This window comes from Kistimonas ophiarachnellae (assembly GCF_057552235.1).
Genome location: NZ_BAAJPA010000017.1, coordinates 36,349 through 58,917, shown reverse-complemented (window position 1 = coordinate 58,917; position 22,569 = coordinate 36,349). Strand labels below are relative to the sequence as shown.

Genomic DNA, 22,569 nt, shown 5'->3' with positions numbered 1-22,569 from the left:
AAACCCACAAAGTTGTCCACAGATGTTGTGAGTAACTTCACCGTTGACCCGTTACACCGTTTTTTGTGGCAGGAATTCGGGAAAAACAGCGGAAGGGGGTGGTGATGCCAACGGCATTGCTGCGTTATAATCGACCAGATAACCGTTAATGGTGTGCGAGAACCAAGGATCGCTGGATGTTTGAGAATCTTTCTGATCGTCTGTCGCAAACGCTGCGCGATGTGACAGGCAAGGCAAAACTGACCGAAGACAATATCAAGGATACCCTGCGCGAAGTGCGCATGGCCCTGCTGGAAGCGGATGTCGCGCTGCCGGTGGTGAAGGATTTTGTCAACCGGGTCCGTGAGCGTGCGGTCGGTCAGGAAGTGAGCCAGAGCCTGAATCCGGGCCAGATGTTCGTCAAGATCGTCAATGCCGAGTTGATCGAGGTAATGGGTGCGGCCAATGACGAGCTGAACCTGGCCTGCCAGCCGCCGGCGGTCATTTTGATGGCGGGTCTGCAGGGTGCGGGTAAAACTACCTCCGTGGCCAAACTGGGTAAATGGCTGAAAGAGCGGAAGAAGAAATCCGTTATGGTGGTCAGTGCCGACGTGTACCGTCCGGCCGCCATCAAGCAGCTGGAAACCCTTGCTGGTGAAGTGGGTATTGATTTCTTCCCGTCGACCATCGAGCAGAAGCCTGTGGATATCGCCAATGCGGCGATTAACGAGGCACGCCTGCGTCAGAAAGATGTGGTGATCGTCGATACCGCCGGTCGTCTCCATGTCGATGACGAGATGATGGACGAGATCAAGGCCCTGAACGGTGCGATCAACCCGATCGAAACCCTGTTCGTGGTTGACGCCATGACCGGTCAGGACGCCGCCAATACTGCCAAGGCGTTCAATGATGCGCTGCCGCTTACCGGTGTGATTCTGACCAAGGCGGACGGTGACGCCCGTGGTGGTGCGGCGCTGTCGGTTCGCCATATCACCGGCAAGCCGATCAAGTTCCTGGGTATGGGTGAAAAGACTGATGCCCTGGAGCCTTTCCATCCTGATCGTATTGCCTCCCGTATTCTTGGCATGGGTGACGTGCTCTCCCTGATCGAAGAAGCGGAACAGAAGCTCGACAAGAAAAAGGCCGACCGACTCGTCAGCAAGCTGAAAAAAGGCAAGGGCTTTGACCTTGAAGACTTCAAGGATCAGCTGCAGCAGATGAAAAACATGGGCGGCATTGCCGGCATGATGGACAAGCTGCCCGGTATGGGCGGCATGGGTGCGATGGGTCAGATGGCCCAGCAGTCCCAGGCGGGTGACAAGATGTTTTCCCAGATGGAAGCCATCATCAATTCCATGACACCCAAAGAGCGTCGTAACCCCGATATTATCAACGGTTCCCGCAAGAAGCGGATTGCTTCCGGTTCCGGCACTCAGATTCAGGACATCAACCGTCTCATCAAGCAGCACAAGCAGATGAGCAAGATGATGAAGAAGATGAGTGGCAAGGGCGGTATGGCGAAAATGATGCGCGGTCTGGGTGGTCTGAAGGGGCAGATGCCGGCCGGTATGATGCCGCCGGGTGGTGGTAAGTTCCCGTTCTAACCCTTGCTTGTCAGGCACATCAATGGGAAGGGCTCGACGCCGTACTTCCCATTGATGCGTATTGGCTTCCGTCGGAGAGGATTTCAGCCCGGATGAAAAGTTTACTCATGCGTTGGCGACCTTTCTGCTTGCAGGGTGCTTGCATCCAGAACTAAGACTGAAACATTATCCCGGGTGCCAGCTTTCAGGACTGCTTTTGCCAGCATGGCTGCGGCATCACCTTTGCTGAATCCTTTATCAATCCGTTGCTTTAAAAAATTGCCAGCCTGTAGTGGGGAAGCTACATCAGTGACCCCGTCGCAAAACAAGGCGACAGTGTTTCCCTCCCACCCTTCATCGGGTGGTGGTATCAACGTGAGATCGGGTTCCGGGCTGATGGCGCAGGTTGCATAAAAGCCTTTATGATAAAAACCTAAATTGTGATCTCCCACGCTGCCTGCTGCCCGTAGATCGCCGAGGACACACCCCATGCGTCCTGAGGTGGGTATAGACCAATCTTGTACAGGGATTGGGTTGGCTGCCAGATTAACATATCCTCCTTTTTCATGGATCCGACGGGTGAATCTGTTTTCTTTGGTTTGCCACATGTTGATGCCGCGATGCGATATCAATGTTATACCGCAAGGCGTTGCGTCTTCACTGAGTTTTGTAATTTTGCCCTCGGGCGAAATCAGGATTCCGCTGGAATCGCCAATGTTGCTGGTATAAAGGCCGTCATCCAGAAGCAGTGTCGTGATTGCGGTTGTGCCGGAAGTTTCAAAGTATTGGTGGCGATCCATGTTGACGGGTGCATTTTTCTGTGCATTGATATTCCTGGTCATTGAGTCAATATCCTCGACCCTGTTCCACTCAGACAAGCACTGGGCCAGCGTCCGGGGGTAATTGTTCATGGCGAAATCCGATGCCGTTGTGCCGCCGTGTCCGTCATAGATGCCGACAGTGCGGAATGTGTAGGGTTTGTTGTCTGAAGTGGTGGCGGTGGCGGACGCTAATAGTATTCTGTCCTCCATAGATTCTCTATTGCCGATACATTCTGCCCAACCCACATTGCCATTGTTCTGGAAATAAATGGTGTGATGGAGTTGTCCGACATATGTCTGAGTCGCTTTCCAGCCATCCTGCAGGTGGATGTATGGCAGTTGCTCGGTAATCAATTGTTTGGCGACACTGTTGAATTTTCTGTATGTCTTCTGAGCCTGCATTTGTTCTTGTGCAGCTTCGTAATTTTGTTGAAGTTCTTTTTCTGCTGATTCTCTGCTGCCATGCACTTTGTAATCAGCCATTTCCTGGTCAGTAATCCATTCGTTGGTCGTCTCTATTTTTGCTTCTGGCCCCGAAAAGTAATACGTCAACTCTGCCCTGTGGGGAAATGGGCGACAAAGCTCTGCTTTCAAATAAAGATCATCGGTAGCATTTCCTTTTCGAGTGGTTGTAATGTCTTGTAGTTTGATTGTTTTTCTTGATGCAACGATATCTTCGAGGCAGGTTTTCACTGCCGTGGTGCTACTGGCTATTACCGGTGTGAAAGGGCAAGCCTCGGGTGTGCTGGCAAGGGTGAGCTGTTTGTCGCGTTCTGTTTTAAATGCCTGGCTCGCCAGCGCCAGTGCGTTGACATCCAGAACAATCGCCGCCATGGCTGTATCGGTGGTGGCGCAGGCCGCTGCGGCTTTAGCAAGGTATTTTGCCGTGTCATCGTGGTTCAGTTGGTTTTCATGTAATGCTTGCGAGACAAGTTGTCCGATCTGGGTTGAAGAAGCTCTACCGGCTAATGCAGCGTTGCACAGTATCAGGGTGTAGCCCTCCCATCCTTCGTTCGGTTTTTTATGACGGGTGACCGTTGCGCGAGGGCTGACGGCAAAGGAGTAAAAGGGTTCTTCGCTATCATCTGTCTTGAATTTATACCGTCCTATCGCGTTTGTGACTGTTGTTTCCGGGTCATTGTTGACTGCTTTAACCCATTTCAACATTTGATTTTTTTTGGTTATTTCATCAGGAGGGTTCTCTATATGTCCGCCCCGTTCAAGCACCTCATTGGCAAGCGGCTTGGGGAGCAGTGTGTAATATTCTTTCTTTTGTGAATCCGGATGCTTTGAGCAATCCAATACATGTGCGTCATCGCTCAGCTGGATCGCTGTTCCATCAGGCTTGACCAGAACAGCCCTGCAGTGGCCTGTATTGCTGATGTATAAATCATCCCCATTCTCTGTTGATATAAGGGGTATAACGGCGCTTGTCGCCTTGGAACCATCACCGGGTGTTGTGGGGTTTCGGTGCCTGTTAACCAGGGCCATTGATAATGCATTGCAAAGTGTATCTATACCGATTGGCTGATCTGTCGGATGCAAGTGGGAAAGGATGTCTGAAAGGTCAGTGGCGTAGTGTTCAGCAATGTGCTCGGCCAAAGAGGCATCGTCTCCGTCGCTGCTGATCAGGCCGGCGAGAACTGGCAGCTTGCCGCAGATTGCCGGGCTGGTTTCTAAATTGTCAGCCATCAAAAGCATGCAGATGTTTGTGACTGGCTGGTCGGTGATTAATTCAAGGCTTGCTCCTGATTTCCAGGCTTTTTGCTGATAGATTGATGTTTCATTACCTGATCTGCGAGTGACAGCATCAACTTTTTCAGCTTGGCCGGGTTGGCTTGTTGTATCCGGGAAAGCTGAAAGCGCTTGAGCCATAAGTTTGGATGACAGTTGTTTAAATAAGTCATGATCTTCCTGACTTTCCTGCTGTTTTCTTGCGTTGGCAAGATTATTTTCCAGGTAATCATTGGCATCGTCCGGGGTGGTGAAGGCTGCGTAATCCATGCGCTCAATTCGGTTGTATTCATCTTGGGACATTGTTCTTGCTTCGCCGTTCTCGAAGAGTTTTATATTTTTCTTGCCTTCAAACAAAGAGGGGGAGCGAAGATGTTGGGCCAGATAATGCTTCCCCTCCACGAGTTCGAAAATTTTGTTCTCCGCTACGAGGGAAACTGTGTCAGCAGATTTTGATTTCGAGGTGATTTTTCGTTTGGTAACTGTCTGTTGAGGCTGTTTTGATGTTGCATCGAGCTGGTTTTTGGGGTCCGAAACTAAAGGCTGGGGAGACAAATGTGTGGCCTGTGGTTCTGTGGAGGAGGCTAGGTTGGCTTCGGTTGGGAGGCGTTTGGTTGTTCCCTGTGCGGATTTTGCAGCATCCATAATCTTCGTTTCTCCTTGAAATGGGGGTTGGTTAAAAGCGCCTGTGTTTTGCCTTTTCGCTTGCGCGTCCTGTTGCTGGTTGACCGTATTGGTTTATCCAGTGGTTAATCGGAATCTTCAGGCTGTCTTGTCGATCCGGTTATGACGCCCCTGGAGGGTAAAAGGCACGATCCTGTCGTTTTTGACTGTGTCGGGGATGTTTGGTTCATCGGGTGGAATGTTAAGGCTGGCTTTTTACGATAAAGGGTTAATTAAGCTAACAGGTTGGGTCAGTGAGGGCTTCAAGTCGACGGGGTGGCTGTTGGGCTGGCTGGCAGTATGCCGGTCACGGATTGAGGGTGATGTATCCGTTGGTGGATTTGAGGATTAACATCTTGTCGACGTTATGGGTTGGCGGATGTTGCAGGTTAATGCCTGCATTGTTATGCAGTAGCTGGTTGCTTCTGGTTGTGGCGGCGACGTCTGTCCTGTTCGGATTGACCCTGATATCAATATTGTTGAATGCGGTCGTCAGGCTGCCTGGGCACGCCAGTGGCGTATCACTGCTGATTTTGCCGAACTGACTGTACAGGCACAGCCGGCGGGAGAAATTATCCGGCAGTTTGAGGGTGACGGTTGAATCCGAATCTTCCAGGCAGATTGTCCTGCCCTGCCGTTTGGCCGGGTGGGACGACAGCAGGATGATTTGGTTTGGTGGCTGAGGGTCGGGGTGTCGGGTTAGCTGAATATCGCTTTTGGTTGTGCTCAGCTTGATCTCGTCGAAGGTTGCGCAATCGAATGATTCGCCATCCTCCCGGAGAGCTTGTCTCAGGGCTCGTTGCAGGTCGGCCAGCTGGAAGATGGCGCGGTTGTAGGCGCTGGCGGATTGTCGTGAAAGGGCAGGGGCGGAAGTTGAAGCTGTCGCAGGGGCGGTCGTTTGTGGCATTAAGGGCCTGGCGGGAGAGGGGGGTGGGTAACGGCGGTTGTGAAAAAACGCTGTGTCCGCATAGGACGGCAGCGGTGTGCCCAGGTGGGCGTTGTCCAGGTGCGCATCAAGATCTTTCAGGTTCAATAATGTGCCGCATTGTGACGCCGGGCATTTGACCGTCAGCCGGGACAGTCTGTTGGCGACAGCCTCACCTGCTGCCTGCAGGTCAGTTTGCGGGTGCAGGGTCATCTGAGGTCTCCGGCAGAGAAGGCACAGGTTCCCCAGCTGTTTCTCTCCGAGGTATTCAACTACTTCTGTGTAGCAGAAGTGGTCAATCATTGCCTGGCAGTGTGTCAGCAGCAGCGGTCGAACCCAGGTTTCATAACAGACGCGGCACTGGTATTGCCGGATTGTTTTGAAGTCATCAGGACTGATATGGATGTTGCGTTCAAGCCTGGCGGTGTGACCGGATGGCGTCACTACGGTAATGGCGTTGCAATTTTCATCCGTTTCTCTGCCTGTGGGTGTGGTTGGGGTACGTTTGCCCGGTTGGCTGGTAATCACGGTTTGCTGGTTCAGGAGGCTGGTACGTTAGATTAAAAAACAGAATTCTTATCAGGCGCCCGGAGGCTGTCAATGTGGTTCCATCGTTTTGACAGCCTGCCGGACTGCCTGGTCTGGCAGGCTGTATGGATGTCGGATGATGGCCAGGTGATCTGCCCATCGGTGATGCCGTGGCGTTACGGTGAAACAATGAGGTTTGCCGTATTTGCATCCCACTTGATTTCCCGTAGAATACACCGCCTTTACGGGTAGAGGCTCGGGTCTCTGTGCGTCCGGTACTGCTGTACAGACGTTCTGTTTGATGGGTTGTCCTGAGTATTCAGGGTGGCCATGAAACCCCGTAATGCCGGAAAGCAAAGACTACAGGAAGACAGATTCCATGGTAACTATTCGTCTTGCCCGGGGCGGCTCCAAAAAGCGTCCCTTCTACCACCTGACCGTTGCTGACAGCCGCAATGCACAGGGTGGCCGTTTCATCGAGCGTGTGGGTTTCTTCAACCCCGTTGCCCGTGGTCAGGAAGAGCGCGTTCGCATCGATCGTGAGCGTGTTGACTTCTGGCTGGCACAGGGCGCCCAGATGAGCGACCGCGTCAAGCAGCTGGTTAAGGCTGCCTGATGAGCGTTGCCGGTGCAGCCGTGCGTCCGTCTGGACAGTCCTTCGGGGCTGAACAGGGTGTGACCATGGGACGTATCACCTCGGTATACGGCGTCAAGGGCTGGGTGAAAGTCTATTCCTTTGCCGATCCGATGGAGAACATCCTGAAATACCGGCAATGGTTGTTGCGCTACCCCGACGGTCGCGTTCAGACCGTTAGCATCGATGGCGGTCGCAAGCACGGCAAGGGCATTGTTGCCCATGTCGCAGGTTGTGATGACCGGGACAAGGCCCTGACATTTGCCGGGGCGGATATTCTGGTCAGCCGTGATGAGCTGCCGGAACTGGAAGCGGGTGACTATTACTGGCACCAGCTCGAAGGTCTGACAGTGCTTGCCCTCACCGAATCTGGCGATGAGGTAAACCTGGGCAAGGTAGACCATCTGATCGAGACAGGCTCCAACGACGTCCTCGTGCTGCGTGCTGCCAAAGGCAGTATCGACAAGCGGGAACGGATGGTGCCTTACCTGCTCGACCAGGTGGTGCAAGAGATAAACCTTGAAGAAGGGTTTATGCGGGTCCTCTGGGATCCGGACTTTTAAAAATGTGGTTCGGTGTTGTCACCCTGTTTCCCGACATGTTCCGGGCGATTACCGATTTCGGTGTCTCCGGGCGCGCGGTGAAGCAAGGACTGATCGAGGTGAATACCTGGAATCCCCGGGATTTCACCCACGATAAACATCGGACAGTGGATGACCGGCCTTATGGCGGTGGTCCCGGCATGTTGATGAAAATTCAACCTCTGCGTGATGCGATTCGGGCAGCCAAGGCTGCCGCAGGTCCTGAAGCCCGTGTTATCTATCTGTCGCCGCAGGGTCGCAAGCTCGACCAGGCCGGCGTGGAAGAACTGGCCGCACGATCGCGGCTGATACTGGTTGCAGGACGCTACGAAGGCATTGATGAGCGTCTGGTGGAAACCGAGATCGACGAAGAGTGGTCTCTGGGGGACTACGTGCTGAGCGGCGGCGAGCTGCCGGCAATGACACTCATTGATGCAATATCGCGCTTTGTACCGGGCACCCTGGGTCATAAGAATTCCGCTGAAGAGGATTCTTTTGCCGAAGGACTGCTGGACTGCCCTCACTACACCCGACCTGAGGTGTTCGAGGAGCGCCAGGTGCCTGAGACGCTGTTGAGCGGTGACCATGAACGGATCCGCAAGTGGCGTCTGAAGCAGTCGCTGGGACGTACCTGGCTGCGTCGACCGGACCTTCTCGAAGGGCGGGCGATGAGCCGGGAAGAAGAGCGGCTGCTGGCAGAATTTATCGCCCAGTCCGGCCGGACGGCGGTAAACGACAGTCCTGAAGCAGAGTAATCTGCGGACCGTAATTGACTGACTTTGGGAGCATTTTGCACATGAGCAAAAACAAGATTATTGCCCAGCTTGAAGCTGAGCAAATGGAGAAAGAAGTACCTGCTTTCGGTCCCGGTGACACCGTGATCGTACAGGTCAAGGTAAAGGAAGGCACCCGTGAGCGTCTGCAGGCGTTCGAAGGTGTGGTTATCGCCAAGCGTAACCGTGGTCTGAACTCTGCTTTCACTGTTCGTAAGATTTCCAACGGTGTGGGCGTTGAGCGTGTATTCCAGACTTTCAGCCCGCTGGTAGCAGAAATCCAGGTCAAGCGTCGCGGTGACGTGCGCAAGGCCAAGCTGTACTACCTGCGTGAGCGTAGCGGCCGTGCTGCGCGCATCAAGGAAAAGCTTAACTAATCCCGACCGTTTAATTCTCGCTTTCCGGCGGAAAAAGGGCAGCCTGTTGGCTGCCCTTTTTTTATTACATCGTAGAAAGTAATGAATGGGTTTTGTCTAAAAAGGATTGGGTTGCCGCTGACGACCACTCGCGTTATTGGAATATTCACTGGTATGAATATTTCATCATTGTGATTCTGGGTTAAGAATTGAACCTCTCGGGTGTTGCCGTTGTCTGAAGCGTAGAGTGGTTGATACGCTAACACTATCGTTTATTGGCTGGATTATTTTGTGTCGAATACCCTGATTGATCAGTTCCTTGAAAGTCTCTGGCTGGAAAAAGGCCTGTCGGACAATAGTCTGTCAGCGTACCGAAGGGACCTGGAGCAGCTTTCTGGCTGGCTCGAACAGCACGGTAAAACACTTGCTGAGGCCAGCCATTTATTGCTTCAGCAATTTCTTGGCTGGCGGGTAGAGCGGGCTTACAGTGCCCGGTCGACAGCCCGGGTGTTGTCGGCGATTCGGGGGTTTTATCGTTACCTGTTGCGCAGGGAGTTGATTAGCGAAGATCCTGTGTCACTGATTGAGTCACCTAAGCTGGGGCGTCAGCTGCCACAGTCGCTCAGTGAAGCGGATGTAGAGGCGTTGCTTCAGGCGCCGTCAGTGGGGCGACCGCTGGAGTTGCGTGACCGTACCATGCTGGAATTGCTGTATGCCAGCGGCTTGCGGGTCTCAGAACTGGTTGCACTGAAAACCGGCAATATCAATCTTCGGCAGGGCGTTGTCAGGGTGCTGGGTAAAGGCAGCAAGGAGCGACTGGTGCCGCTGGGTGAGAATGCTCTCGACTGGTTGGAGCGTTATCTGACGCATGGTCGGCCAGTGCTGTTGGGTGAAAATCGAACTGACACCTTGTTTCCCGGGCGGCAGGGCAGGTCAATGACGCGGCAGACGTTCTGGCATCGCATCAAGAAATATGCGGTAAAAGCCGGTATCAACAAGCCGCTGTCGCCCCATACATTGCGGCATGCCTTTGCGACTCACCTGTTGAATCATGGTGCCGATTTACGGGTTGTTCAGCTGCTTCTGGGGCATAGTGATCTATCGACTACCCAGATTTATACCCATGTGGCCAGGCATCGACTGCAGCAGCTCCATGCTGAGCATCACCCGAGAGGGTAGTGGTATGAATCGTTTATTTTGGGTGTCGTGAATCGGGGGATGACTCGGTACACTATGCCGTTTGGGACTATGGTTAAACTATCCGTTACTGACTGAATGAGGATGCTTATGCGGTTCTTTTCAATTTATCTTGCGTCGCTGCTCTTGCTGGTCTCCGCGGGAGGTCATGCAAAGGAGGCGGCTGAGGCATCCTCCAGTGATAAAGCGTCGGTGAGTATCCGTAACAGCCTGAAGGCGCTGGATCCCACCATTCCCATTGAGTCTGTCAGTGAGACGCCTCTGAAAGGGGTTTATGAAGTCGTACTGTCTGGCAGTAATGTGCTCTACGCCAGTGCGGATGGCCAGTACCTTTTCCAGGGCGATCTGCTGAAGCTGGAAAATGGCAAGATCGATAACCTGACCAACAGTGTCAGGGCCAGGGCCAACAAGGCGGAGCTGGCAGAACTCTCGAAAAAGAACATGATTATCTTTTCCCCGGAAGGTGAGGTTAAGGGTGTGGTCTACGCCTTCACCGATGTGGACTGTGGCTATTGCCGGAAGCTGCATTCCGAAGTGGGTGAGTTGAACCGCATGGGTATAGAGTTGCGTTACGTGGCTTTCCCCCGTGGCGGGCAGCGTTCCTCAGCCTACAAAAAGATGGTATCCGCCTGGTGTTCTGATGATCCCAGGCAGGCTATGAACATTCTCAAGAGTGGCGGTTCCATTCCTGAGAAGTCCTGCATTAATCCGGTTGATGACCAGTACGAACTGGGCGTGAAAATGGGTATTCGTGGTACACCGGCGATTTTCCTGGAAGATGGCACTTCTATTCCCGGCTACCGCCCCGCTGCGGATATTGCCCAGATGATGGGGCTTCTGCCTGAACAGGCGGTGACCAAGCAGTAACTGTTTCTGTTTTTCAGTTTTTTATCGATGCGCCGTGTTTATCACGGCGTTGTTATTTTTGATTCTCGGCCATTTCGGTTTTCCTGCCTGTAATGATTCACCTCTCGTTAGTGAGGGGAGATGCATCGTCTATTATCAGTCCTTATTTTGACCTTTCCTGAAAGCGATTATGACGGCCGATGTACAGCGTTATCTGGACAGGATTGAATACGTCTACAATTCCGACTGCAGCGCTGAATGCCTTAAAGCGTTACATGTCGCGCACCTGAACCATGTTCCTTATGAAACGATTGATCTTCGGCTGGATATCCCGGTATCGATGGAGATAAATGCCATCTATGAAAAAGTGGTTTGCAGGCGTCGGGGCGGATATTGCTATGAGTTGAATCGGCTATTTGCGTGGCTGCTGCGAAAGCTGGGTTATAAGCTGCACTATTTATCGGCTTCGCTATGGCATGGGGAGAAAGGGTTCGGACCTGAGTTTGAGCACCTGGTCTTGCTGGTTGAAGATGATCCGCCCTGGTTGGTTGATGTGGGTCATGGTGATGTCTTTGATTGGCCTATGCGGCTGGTTGAGGGTTGTGTTCAGTCTGAACCTGTAGGGGATTTTTGTTTCCGCGTAATTGGGGATTGTTGGCATCTTGTCAGGCGATCCGATGACCGGGGCTGGGTGCCACAGTACCGGTTCACCCTGCGTCCTTGTACTTTTTCACAGTTTGCCTCGCGTGTTGCCTGGACCCAGTCTTCGTCGCAGTCGGCTTATCGGAACCGGACCGTTGTTTATCGCTCAAACCGGGATGGCCGCTTGCTGCTGAATACTGACAGGCTGACCTGTCAGAAGGGATGGGATTGCGCGCATCGTCAGGTGGGAGCATCTGAGTACCTCCCTTTACTGGCATCGGCCTTCGGCATTGAACTTCCCGGTTCCACGCCTGTCGAAGCCCTGCTTGCGCCGGATGCCCGGTAGATCGGGTTCAGCATTGACAGGGGTTGTCCTGACGCGCCTTTGCACGTGCGATTTCGGATGACGGTATATGCTGATGCTTGCAGGGGCTTTCTACGTGATAGATTGCGCCATTTTCTGCTCACTTCCTGTTTTGAGGGTGTTTTATGTTTGGCGGGTTTCGTTCCTTTGTGGCGCCGCTGGTGGGGTTGACCATTTTTTCTGCGGCAAATGGCTACCTGATGTCGCTGGTCCCGTTGCGCCTCAATCTGGAGGGGAGCGGCAGCTTTGAAATCGGTCTGGCGGCCGCGTTGTATCATTTCGGCTTGCTGCTGGGCGCTTTCCGAACGGAACGGCTGATCAGCGCCATCGGTCATATCCGGGCTTTTGCCGCCTTTATGGCCTTGCTGGGAACGATTGTGGGCATACAGGGGTTGGTCTCTGACCTGGTGCTCTGGCAGGTATTGAGACTGCTGTCGGGTATTGCAGTGGCTGGCATCTTTTTGGTGGTTGAGTCGTGGCTGTTGTCGGGGAGTGAGCCGTCCAACCGGGGCACGCTGCTGGCGCTGTATATGATTTCCTATTACGGGGCGAGTGCGGCAGGTCAGATGTTCCTCGGGCCGTTTGGTGTTCAGGGTTATGAGCCATTCCTGGTGATTCTGGCCTTGCTGGCGGCGTCCAGTATGCCGCCGTCGCTGACCCGTTTGCCGGCGCCGCCTATTCATCCGCCATCAGCGTTGAATATCCTCAAGCTTTACAGGCTGACGCCGTCCGGCCTGTTGGGCTGTATGGCCAGTGGTCTTGCGATTGGCTCTCTGTATGGCCTGCTGCCATTGCATTTTGCAGAGCAGGGGGTGGATGAGAAAAGCACCGGTAACCTGGTGGCGATCACGATAGTGGGTGGTATGTTGCTGCAATACCCGGTAGGTCGTCTTTCTGACCGGATGGACCGTCGAAAGGTGCTGATTGCGATCAGTTTCCTGGGGGTGGCGGTGTCGGTATTCCTGATATTGTCACTGTTCAATGCCCTGATGTGGGTGTGGCTCTTCCTGTTGGGTGGCGTGATATTTACCCTGTATCCCCTGGCCATCAGCCATGGTTGTGACCATATGCCGCCGGAAGACATGGTGGCGGCAACGCAGGGAATGCTGCTGGCTTACAGCCTGGGCGCGACCATCGGGCCGCTGGGTTCATCGGTGATGATGAAGGTGGCCCCGAATGGCCTGTTTGTCTCGCTGGCCGCGATTATGCTGGCGCTGGCGGTTTTCTTTATGTTCCGTCTGCAGCAGCGTCCGCCGATTATTACCGGGCCGGAAGAGGTTTTTGTGCCAATGCCGGGTCATACGCCGGTGGTGTCGGAAATTAACCCGCGAACCGATCAGGACGCCCTGGTGTCTAAATGATTCCCCATGACAAAAGAATGCAATAGGCCGGGGTGGACGTCCTGGCAAAATCCGCGCAAAAAGCCCTGTTGTTAAGACAGGGCTTTTTTGTAGGCAATGATTGCGTTGTGCAGTGTGGGTGCTCGTGGCAGGAGAAAGTATCAGGCATAAAAAAAGCCTGTCAGTGACAGGCTTTCAGTGTTTGGTCGGGGTAGAGAGATTCGAACTCCCGACATCCTGCTCCCAAAGCAGGCGCGCTACCAGACTGCGCTATACCCCGTTATTTCACCCGTGATTCGTGAACCGTCTCGTTGGGTGCGGCGCGTACTTTATAGGATAACGTTCTGTAATTCAAAAGTTTTTTTAGGGTGTCAGTGATTTTTTGCAGTGCGGTCAGCAGCAGCGCTGCTACTGGTGGGAGAGAATATCGCCTGGGCGCTTGTAATGAGGTAATGAGCGCATAAGCTGTATTAATAGGGGAAAGGTTATCCGTAACAGCCAAAAGGATGCCTGTAGCGCGTTACGGGCCGAGTGTGATCACCGTTTTTGGCGGTGCCCGGCAAAGGAATGACTCGGGGGAAAGGACTTCATGACAACGCTTTATGATCGGATTGGCGGTGCTCCGGCTATTTTGCTGGCAGTGAATGTTTTTTATGACAAGGTGTCGCATCACCCTGTTGTTGGGCATTACTTTTATAATATGGACCTGGATAAGCTGGCCAGGAAACAGGCCGCCTTTCTTTCGATTGCGTTTGAGGGGCCTTTGGATGATGAGGTCAGGGGGCTGCGTGAAGCGCATGCCGGTCTGGGGATTACGCATGCCGAGTTTGATGTCGTCGCTGGCTGCCTGGAAGAGACTTTGGTCGAGATAGGGGTCGAAGAATCTCTGCGCAAAGAGGTACTTGGTATCGTGGCGTCCACGCGGGACGACGTTGTACAGGGGGCAGGCCGCCCGGCTCCCGACGAGCGTTGATCCCGCCGGTTCAGACACGCTGCCTGATGTACACAGGGTCTGGACTGTGTGGGCAGTATCCCTGACAGACGATTGGTTCCCGGGCGTGATTCCGGGGTTTTGTGATTGTGCTTCCTGCACCTGTCTGCAAGATTATTTTCCCTCGGTTGTCTTTATTCTCTGCGTTTTCCCCGTTCCATTTAACTGACGGTTAACGGTCGCAGAACGCCTGATGTTAAGGCTATAATCGTTCACCTGCCGGGCTATCAACCCGGAAAAAGCAATAAACATAAAGCAATAAACATAAAGAATGACCGTCGCGTCGACGACGGGTCATAAAGCGGGGTGCCAGTTTGAAACCGGTCAGAGTAGGCATCTGTGGGCTGGGAACAGTCGGCAGTGGAACCGTGAATGTACTTGTCCGGAACCGCGAGGAAATTGCCCGGCGGTTGGGACGCAGTGTAGAAATCGAGCAGATTGGCGCAAGGCGGGATAACCCCGCCTGTGATACGACGGGGATGAACGTGACCCGTGATATCTTTGATGTCGCCAACAACCCTGAAGTCGATGTTCTGGTTGAACTGATTGGCGGTTATGACACCGCAAAGCAACTGGTGCTGACAGCCATCGCCAATGGTAAGCACGTGGTGACGGCCAACAAGGCGTTGATTGCCGAGCATGGTAACGAGATTTTTGCCGCTGCCCGGGAGCAGGGTGTGATTGTTGCCTATGAAGCCGGTGTGGCGGGAGGCATTCCGGCGATCAAGGCATTGCGTGAAGGTTTGTCTGCCAACAAAATTCAGTGGCTGGCCGGCATCATCAATGGCACCGGTAACTTCATCCTGACCGAAATGCGTGACAAGGGCAGCCCGTTTGCTGAGGTCCTCAAGCAGGCCCAGGCGCTGGGTTATGCAGAAGCGGACCCCACCTTTGATGTGGAAGGTATTGATGCCGCGCACAAACTGACCATCCTGGCATCCAACGCGTTTGGAATCCCCCTGCATTTTGATAAAGCCTATACCGAAGGTATCAGTGCCATCACGCCCCGCGATATTCAATACGCCGCCGAATTAGGTTACCGGCTGAAGCACCTGGGAATTGCCCGTCGTCGCGGCGAAGGTGTCGAACTGCGCGTACACCCGACCCTGGTGCCGGCCAAACACCTTCTGGCGAGCGTGGATGGTGTGATGAACGCGGTATTGATGGAAGGTGATGCCGTCGGGCAGACCCTCTATTACGGACCTGGTGCCGGCAGCGAAGCGACGGCTTCCGCCGTGATTGCTGATATCCTGGATGTGGCGAGGCTGCTGGATGCTCCCACGGCAGCGGTTGCACCGCTGGGTTTTGTCGAGAGCGATCAGCAAACATCTGTACTGCCCATCGAAAAGATTCACTGCAGTTATTACCTGCGCCTCCATGTCAGTGACCACCCGGGTGTACTCACCCGCGTAACTGAGATCCTCAGCCACAACGGCATCAATATTGATGCACTCATGCAGAAAGAAGTGCGTGAAGGTGACGGCTGTGCTGACATCGTGATCCTGACCCATGAAACCCTTGAGGCGATCATGGATACCGCGATCATTGAGCTGGAGCAACTCGCCGATGTGACCGGCTCCATCATCCGGATTCGTGTCGATCACCTGGAGAAGTAAGCGATCCATCCCTGTGGCCCTGTCCGTAGCCTGTGAACCAACGGCGGGCAGGGTGGTCAGAATAACAGGTGCGCAGGCGCCGTCATAAACGGAAGTACAGCAGGAAGACAGTGTGAAATATATCAGTACCCGTGGCGCTGCCCCCGCGCTGGATTTTGAAAATGTACTGCTGGCCGGCCTGGCGTCGGATGGCGGTCTTTATGTTCCCGAACAACTACCTCGTTTTACCACTGAACAGATTGCCGGTTTTGCCGGGTTGTCGTATGCCGGACTGGCTTACGAAATCATCCGTCCGTTTGTGGGCGGCACCATTGAAGATGAAAAGCTCCGTGGGATTATTGAAGACACGTATGCAGGCTTCAACCACAGTGCTGTCGCTCCTTTAACACAGCTGGACACGAATGAGTGGGTGATGGAACTGTTCCATGGGCCCACACTGGCGTTCAAGGATTTTGCCCTGCAATTGCTGGGGCGTCTGCTGGATCATTTCCTGACCCGGCGTGATGAGCGGGCGGTCATATTAGGTGCGACTTCCGGCGATACCGGCTCTGCCGCCATTGAAGGTTGTCGCCATAGTGATCATGTCGATATTTTCATCATGCACCCCCATAACCGGGTATCTGAGGTGCAGCGTCGGCAGATGACCACTGTGCTGAGTGACAACGTGTATAACCTGGCGATCGAAGGGAATTTTGATGACTGCCAGGCGATCGTGAAGGCCAGCTTTGCAGAGCAGGGTTTCCTGAACGGGGAACGCAGGCTGGTGGCGGTGAATTCCATCAACTGGGCGCGGATCATGGCGCAGGTGGTGTACTACTTCCATGCGGCATTGTCGCTGGGTGGTCCGTTCCGGCCGGTGTCTTTTGCCGTGCCCACGGGGAATTTCGGGGATATTTTTGCCGGTTATATTGCCCGTGGCATGGGGCTGCCAATACAGCAGCTGATTGTGGGCACCAACCGCAACGATATTCTGCATCGATTCTTCAGTGCCAACAGTTACCGTAAGGAGTCACTGGGTCATACCTTGTCACCCAGTATGGACATCATGGTCTCGAGCAATTTTGAACGTTTGCTGTTTGACCTTCATGACCGCGACGGCAGGGCGATGGCTGAGTTAATGGCCGGGTTTGATGCTTCAGGGGCGATCTCCATTGATGAATCCCGTTGGCAGTCAGTGAAAACCCTGTTTGACAGCCAGTGTGCCAATGATGACGAAACCGTTGCGACGATTCGGCAGGTCTTTGACCAGACCGGATACCTGCTCGATCCTCATACCGCGATAGGTGTTAAGGCGGCGCGTGACTGCCATGCTTCCGGTGAAGTGCCGGTTATTACGCTGGCAACCGCGCACCCGGTCAAGTTCCCGGATGCTATCCTGGCGGCGGGACTGGATGCCCCGGCGTTGCCACATCACCTGCTGGATCTGCATAGCCGTGAAGAACGGATGACAGTATTGCCCCATTCACTTTCAGCCGTGCATGAGTTTATTGCCGCTACGCTGCGTTAAGTGGTTATCAACGTTCACTAAAGGCCGGTAAACAGACCGGCCTTTTTTCTGTTCCCTGTTCTGCCTGAATCCTTTACAGAGAAAAAATCTGGCAGCACTCCGGCGGTGTGCCATGTTTTTCTGTTTTAAAAAAGGATCCATGCCGTGAGCAGCGCACACAATAGCCCTATAAAAACGCGGAAGTTCGTCATCATCACAGCACTGGGTTGTGTGCTGGAAACCTACGATTTTCTGATTTATGCCCTGATGGCGCCGTACCTGTCATCGGTCTTTTTTCCTGCTGAAGCGCAGGTGGAAGGTCTGCTGTTAACCTTTGCCACTTTCAGTGCCGGCTATCTTGTGCGTCCGCTCGGTGGTGTTTTGTTCGGACATCATGGCGACCGCCGGGGCCGGAAGAAGCCCTTTGTCTGGACCCTGCTGTTGATGGCGTCATCGACAGCGCTGATGGGGTGTTTGCCCGGTTACCATGAGATAGGCATTGCAGCGCCAGTCTCGCTGCTCCTTCTGCGGTTGATGCAGGGATTGTCCATGGGCGGGGAGTCAGGCGGAGCGTTCACGTATATTCGTGAGATTCTGCCCAAACAGTGCTATGCAGGATGTGGCTGCATTGTGCTGGGTATGTTCGCCGGACTGACCCTGGGATACCTGGTGCATGCCGGGCTGTTGCTGTTTATGACGATTGATGCCATGACAGACTTCGGCTGGCGTATACCATTCTGGATCGGCGGCTTGCTGGGCGTGATCGGATTCGTGATCAGAACCCGGTTCCAGGAAACGCTGTCATTCACACGGCTTCAGTTACGGGGTGGCACTGTGACTGTGCCGTTGGCAGTGTTGTTTCAGCATCACAGGCTTGAAGTATTTTGTGGTGTGCTGTGTATTGCCATGAACAGTACCACGACCACTCTCATCAATGTCTTTTGGCCAACCTATCTCGAAACGGTATTTGCCGAATCCCGGCAGTGGTTATCGCTGGTGGGCGGCGTCGTGTTGTTTTTGGCCGGGCTGTGTTCCGTTGGTGTGGGGGTTGTCGCGGATCGAGTGGGTATCCGTAAAGTGTTCGCCTTTGCTGTCATCATGGAATTTCTGCTGGTGTTTCCGATCTTTTATTTACCGGCACAGTCTGACCAATGGTTGGCGCCTGCATTTATTCTCGGCGCCATCCTGACCGGTGTCGTCAGTATTGCCGGGCCGGGCATCCTGCTCCAGCTTTTCCCGGCAGAAGTCCGCTTCACGGGGATTGGTTTTACCTATAACACCGGCTTTGCGATCTTTGGCGGTTGCGCGCCGCTGGCGGCAACCTGGTTGATACAGAAAACGGACATCGCCTGGTCACCGGTTTTACTTTTGATCACTGTCACCTGTTTTGGCTGTTTGGTGCTTTATATGACAAGAGACAGTGGCGACGTGAAGGTCAGGGTAATAAGCAACGATGAATGTATAAATTGATATCAGCTCTGCTGAAGGCCGTATCAATGAGCCGGTATCATGGGTGTGCAGAGTCCTGGCGACTACTGGTAGAATGGATGACCGGTAAGCGCCGTTGGCTTTCTCACTCACAACCCTGTACTGCCCCTATGACACTTTCTATTGTGCAACGCACGCCCGATCTGTCCCATGCCTCTTTTCCTGCAGACATGCCGCTGTTGTTGCAGCGTATTTACGCAGCGCGGGGCGTGTTGAATGACCAGGATCTCGTCCGAACCCTCAAGGGGTTGTACAGCTATGAAGATTTGAAGGACATCCGCGAAGCGGCGACGATTCTGGCTGATGCTGTAATCAACCGTCGTCGTATATTGATCGTCGGGGATTTTGACTGCGATGGTGCGACCAGCAGCGCCCTCGCCGTCAGGGCGCTGCGCGCCATGGGTGCGGCCTGGGTGGATTACCTGGTGCCGAACCGGTTTGAATACGGCTATGGGCTGACACCGGAAATTGTCGAAGTCGCCAGGGCGAAGCAGCCTGATGTGCTGGTGACGGTTGATAATGGTATTTCCAGCATGGCCGGCGTAGAGGCAGCCAGGTCACTGGGAATACAGGTGGTAGTGACCGATCACCACCTGGCAGGCAAAGAACTGCCAGCGGCGGATGCGATAGTGAATCCTAACCAGCCTGAGTGTCCTTTCCCCGGGAAGAATACGGCGGGTGTCGGCATTATCTTTTATGTACTCTGCGCCCTTCGCACGACGCTGGACCAGCGAGACTGGTTTGCACAAAGCGGCGTGGCGAAGCCGAATATGGCGGATTTCCTGGACCTGGTGGCATTGGGTACCGTGGCGGATGTTGTCAGCCTGGATACCAATAACCGGATTCTTGTGCATCAGGGGCTGGCGCGTATTCGTGCAGGACGTGCCTGTGCAGGGGTTCTCGCACTGGTGGATGTCGCCAGGCGTCGCAGGGATACCTTGTCAGCAACGGATTTGGGGTTTGCGCTGGGACCTCGTTTGAATGCCGCCGGTCGGCTGGATGATATGTCCCTTGGGATTGAATTGTTGCTGACTGACGACATTCTTCAGGCGCGGCAAATGGCTGCAGAACTCGATAGTTTGAATGAAGAACGTAAATCCATTGAGTCGGGTATGCGTGATGATGCCTTGCGGGAGCTGGCCAAACTGGAACTGGATGAAGAACAGTCGCTGCCGTGGGGGTTGTGCCTGTTTCAGGAGGACTGGCACCAGGGTGTGATTGGTATCCTGGCGTCCCGGGTGAAAGAAAAACGGCATCGCCCGGTGATTGCATTTGCTGCCAGTCAGGACGGGGAGATCAAAGGGTCGGCCCGTTCCATTCCCGGTTTTCACATACGCGATGCGCTGGATGCTATTGCTACCCGCAATCCCGGTTTATTGTTGAAATTTGGCGGTCATGCCATGGCTGCCGGATTGAGCATACGACAGAAAGACTATGATCGGTTTGCTGCTGCCTTTGATGAGGAAGCACGCCGCATTATTACGGAAGACCAGTTAAAAGCGCTTGTGTTGACCGATGGGGAGTTGGCAATGAATGACTTCTCCATGGCAACGGCCGAGCTGTTACGAGAGGCCGGACCGTGGGGGCAGAACTTTCCCGAGCCGGTTTTTGACGGTTGCTTTGAATTAGTCGAACAACGTCTGGTCGGTGAAAAACATCTGAAGATGGTATTGATGTGTCCGGGTGCCGATCACTGGATTGATGGTATCGCTTTTAATGTCGATACCGGTACCTGGCCGGATCTTTCGGTCAGAAAAGTCCGGGCGGTCTATAAGCTGGATATCAATGAATTCCGTGGCAACCGGACACTGCAATTGCTGGTGGATCATCTTGAGCCTGTCGTTCGATAGGCTCAGGATGGCTCTCTGTTCTCTGACATTCGGACGTGGATTGAACCTGTTGTCAGCCTAATGTCGCTTCAACTGCTATTTGCCGGTTGTCGGGTATTTCGTTGTAAGAGATCACCCGCAGTTCAGGCGCACAGATACGGGCAAAACGTGCCAGTAGTGGGCGTAACTGGGGGGCAACCAGCAATATCGGGCGTTTGCCCAGTGTCTGCTGCTTTTCGGTGACCTCCGGCATGTATTGCTGCAGCTGTCGGGTCACGTTGGGATCCAGGGGAATCGCATCCGGTGCGAACTGGCCGGTCTGCTGTGAAGTCTGGTAAGCCTGCAGTAGCAGTTGCTCCAGGGGCTGTGCCAGGGTTATCACCGGAATCGTTAACTCCATGCCTACCAGGTCATCAATGATGGTTCGCCGCAGTGCAGAGCGTACATCCTGGGCCAGCAGTACCGGATGTGTATGGCGTGATGCTGCATCCAGCAATGCGCCGCCGATCGTACGGAGATCCGTCAGGGGCACCCTGTCCAGCAATAATTGCTGGAAGACAGTGCGCAGGGTGCTTAAGGTGATTTTGCCGGGAATCAATTCTTCCACCAGTTTGCCGGAAATACGTCCCAGCTTGTCGACCAGTTTCTGGGTTTCCTCGAATCCCAGCAATTCATCGGCGTGTTCATCCATGATTTTGCTGAGGTGGGTTGCCAGTACAGTCGCCGGGTCAACCACGGTATAACCCAGGGCGATTGCCTGGTCCCTTTGTTCCCTGGCAATCCAGACGGCGGGCAGGCCGTAGGCCGGGTCAGTGGTCTTTGTGCCGTCGATTTCTCCGAACACCTGGCCGGGATTGAGCGCCAGCAGGCGATCCGGTTGGATATCGCCTTCGCTGACCGCCACGCCCATCAGGCTGATCCGGTAGGCGGTTGCCGGTAGTCGTATATTGTCCCGGACATGGACACTGGGAATCAGGAAACCCAGTTTGGTGGACAACGCTTTTCGGACGCCTTTGATCCGGTCGAGCAGTTCGCCATTACGTTTGCGATCGACCAGGCCAATCAGCTTGTAGCCAATTTCCAGTCCCAGCACATCCACCTGGGGTACGTCATCCCAGGACAGTTCCCTGGATTCACCGGACGTCGGTGTGTCGATATTTTCCGTAATGGCTTTTTGTTCGCTGCCCGATTGTTGTTGTCCCAGCTGCCAGGTGTACATTTTCCAGGCGACCAGGCCCGCCAGGCCGCCCAGGCCGACGAACGCAAGATGCGGCATGCCGGGAACAATCCCCATGATGACCAGGATGGCGGCCGTGACCGCCAGCGCCTTGGGGGACGCGAACATCTGTCGGCTAAACTGCTTGCCCATCTCCTCGGAGTCAGACACCCGGGTCACCATCATGGCGGCGGTGGTGGAAAGTATCAGCGAGGGAATCTGCGCCACCAGGCCGTCGCCGATGGTCAACAGGGAGTAGGTCTTGAAAGCATCGCCAAAGGGCATGCCGTGTTGCAGCATGCCAATGATCACACCGCCGATAATGTTGATGGCCAGGATCAACAGGCCTGCCATGGCGTCACCGCGGACGAATTTACTGGCGCCGTCCATCGCGCCGTAAAAATCCGCTTCCTGCCGGACCTCGTCACGCCGGAGCCGGGCTTCTTCCTGGTTGATCAGGCCCGCATTAAGATCGGCGTCGATGGCCATCTGTTTACCCGGCATGGCGTCCAGGGTAAAGCGGGCGGTAACTTCAGAAATACGACCACCGCCTTTGGTGACAACCACAAAGTTGATCACGACCAGGATGGTAAAGACGACGATACCCACCACGTAATTGCCGCCGATCACCACGTTGCCGAACGCTTCAATGACCTTGCCAGCCGCGGCGCCGCCATTATGGCCGTGCAGAAGAACGACACGGGTCGAGGCAACGTTCAGGGCCAGTCGCATCAGGGTGGCGACCAGCAGGATGGTGGGAAATACCCTGAAATCCAGTGGGCGCAGGGTATACACCGCGACCAGCAGGACAATCAGCGACAGGGCGATATTAAAGGTGAACAGCATATCCAGCAGCAGTGGCGGGATCTGCAGGGTCACCATGGCCAGCAGGGCCAGCAAGAGCAGCGGCAGGCCCAGGTGGGTATGGGCGGCAGGCAGGTGCTGTCGAATGGAAGCGCTCTTCATCCTCTCCTCGT

The 22,569-nt window shown here is 54.2% G+C and carries 18 protein-coding genes and 1 tRNA gene; 15 read left to right on the top strand and 4 right to left on the bottom strand.

Features of this window, described 5'->3' with window-relative positions:
- Positions 1-176: 176 nt before the first annotated feature.
- Entirely contained in the window at positions 177-1,583 is a 1,407-nt protein-coding gene (ffh, locus tag AC27K1_RS18675; RefSeq protein ID WP_487152305.1) for a signal recognition particle protein, read from the top strand.
- A 101-nt stretch (positions 1,584-1,684) separates the two neighbouring features.
- Here ffh and AC27K1_RS18670 read toward each other — a convergent pair whose 3' ends face one another.
- A complete protein-coding gene (locus tag AC27K1_RS18670; RefSeq protein ID WP_487152304.1) occupies positions 1,685-4,762 on the bottom strand; it encodes a PP2C family serine/threonine-protein phosphatase in 3,078 nt (1,025 codons plus the stop codon).
- A 325-nt stretch (positions 4,763-5,087) separates the two neighbouring features.
- Positions 5,088-5,918 carry a hypothetical protein gene (locus AC27K1_RS18665; protein ID WP_487152303.1) on the bottom strand — a complete coding sequence of 277 codons (831 nt, stop codon included), beginning with the start codon at positions 5,916-5,918 and terminating at the stop codon, positions 5,088-5,090.
- Here AC27K1_RS18665 and AC27K1_RS18660 point away from each other — a divergent pair.
- The 9 genes from AC27K1_RS18660 to AC27K1_RS18620 all read left to right on the top strand — a co-directional run bounded on the left by AC27K1_RS18660 (position 5,907) and on the right by AC27K1_RS18620 (position 12,987).
- Entirely contained in the window at positions 5,907-6,269 is a 363-nt protein-coding gene (locus AC27K1_RS18660; RefSeq protein WP_487152302.1) for a hypothetical protein, read from the top strand. The genes AC27K1_RS18665 and AC27K1_RS18660 overlap by 12 nt on opposite strands.
- Before the next feature lie 343 nt (positions 6,270-6,612).
- The gene (rpsP, locus tag AC27K1_RS18655; protein WP_345195995.1) at positions 6,613-6,849 is read left to right on the top strand and encodes a 30S ribosomal protein S16; all 237 of its coding nucleotides are present in this window, start codon (positions 6,613-6,615) and stop codon (positions 6,847-6,849) included.
- A complete protein-coding gene (rimM, locus tag AC27K1_RS18650; RefSeq protein WP_487152301.1) occupies positions 6,849-7,430 on the top strand; it encodes a ribosome maturation factor RimM in 582 nt (193 codons plus the stop codon). The genes rpsP and rimM overlap by 1 nt, the downstream gene beginning before the upstream one ends.
- 2 nt (positions 7,431-7,432) lie before the next feature.
- Positions 7,433-8,203 carry a tRNA (guanosine(37)-N1)-methyltransferase TrmD gene (trmD, locus tag AC27K1_RS18645; RefSeq protein WP_487152300.1) on the top strand — a complete coding sequence of 257 codons (771 nt, stop codon included), beginning with the start codon at positions 7,433-7,435 and terminating at the stop codon, positions 8,201-8,203.
- Positions 8,204-8,244: 41 nt separating this feature from the next.
- A complete protein-coding gene (gene rplS, locus AC27K1_RS18640; protein WP_345195991.1) occupies positions 8,245-8,598 on the top strand; it encodes a 50S ribosomal protein L19 in 354 nt (117 codons plus the stop codon).
- Between the two features lie 270 nt (positions 8,599-8,868).
- Positions 8,869-9,756 (top strand): site-specific tyrosine recombinase XerD, encoded by an 888-nt coding sequence (gene xerD, locus AC27K1_RS18635; protein ID WP_487152299.1) that lies wholly within the window; start codon positions 8,869-8,871, stop codon positions 9,754-9,756.
- Between the two features lie 108 nt (positions 9,757-9,864).
- Positions 9,865-10,641 carry a DsbC family protein gene (locus tag AC27K1_RS18630; RefSeq protein ID WP_487152298.1) on the top strand — a complete coding sequence of 259 codons (777 nt, stop codon included), beginning with the start codon at positions 9,865-9,867 and terminating at the stop codon, positions 10,639-10,641.
- Between the two features lie 169 nt (positions 10,642-10,810).
- Positions 10,811-11,608: an arylamine N-acetyltransferase family protein gene (locus tag AC27K1_RS18625; RefSeq protein ID WP_487152296.1), complete on the top strand. Its 798-nt coding sequence runs from the start codon at positions 10,811-10,813 to the stop codon at positions 11,606-11,608.
- 143 nt (positions 11,609-11,751) lie between these two features.
- A complete protein-coding gene (locus tag AC27K1_RS18620; RefSeq protein WP_487152294.1) occupies positions 11,752-12,987 on the top strand; it encodes an MFS transporter in 1,236 nt (411 codons plus the stop codon).
- 182 nt (positions 12,988-13,169) lie between these two features.
- Here the strand turns inward: AC27K1_RS18620 and AC27K1_RS18615 are convergent.
- Positions 13,170-13,246 (bottom strand) — tRNA-Pro (locus AC27K1_RS18615).
- 309 nt (positions 13,247-13,555) lie between these two features.
- Between AC27K1_RS18615 and AC27K1_RS18610 the strand changes: the two genes are divergently transcribed.
- From AC27K1_RS18610 to recJ, 5 genes are all read left to right on the top strand, one after another.
- Entirely contained in the window at positions 13,556-13,939 is a 384-nt protein-coding gene (locus AC27K1_RS18610; protein ID WP_487152293.1) for a group I truncated hemoglobin, read from the top strand.
- A gap of 332 nt (positions 13,940-14,271) precedes the next feature.
- Entirely contained in the window at positions 14,272-15,573 is a 1,302-nt protein-coding gene (locus AC27K1_RS18605) for a homoserine dehydrogenase (RefSeq protein ID WP_487152292.1), read from the top strand.
- A 112-nt stretch (positions 15,574-15,685) separates the two neighbouring features.
- Complete coding sequence (gene thrC, locus AC27K1_RS18600; RefSeq protein WP_487152291.1) at positions 15,686-17,080, top strand: threonine synthase; 1,395 nt, start codon at positions 15,686-15,688, stop codon at positions 17,078-17,080.
- A 144-nt stretch (positions 17,081-17,224) separates the two neighbouring features.
- Positions 17,225-18,529 (top strand): MFS transporter, encoded by a 1,305-nt coding sequence (locus AC27K1_RS18595; RefSeq protein ID WP_487152290.1) that lies wholly within the window; start codon positions 17,225-17,227, stop codon positions 18,527-18,529.
- A gap of 26 nt (positions 18,530-18,555) precedes the next feature.
- Positions 18,556-20,397, top strand: coding sequence for a single-stranded-DNA-specific exonuclease RecJ (recJ, locus tag AC27K1_RS18590; RefSeq protein ID WP_487152289.1), 1,842 nt, complete (start codon positions 18,556-18,558; stop codon positions 20,395-20,397).
- Positions 20,398-20,449: 52 nt separating this feature from the next.
- Here the strand turns inward: recJ and flhA are convergent, their stop codons facing one another.
- Entirely contained in the window at positions 20,450-22,558 is a 2,109-nt protein-coding gene (gene flhA / locus AC27K1_RS18585; RefSeq protein ID WP_487152288.1) for a flagellar biosynthesis protein FlhA, read from the bottom strand.
- Positions 22,559-22,569 lie beyond the last annotated feature (11 nt).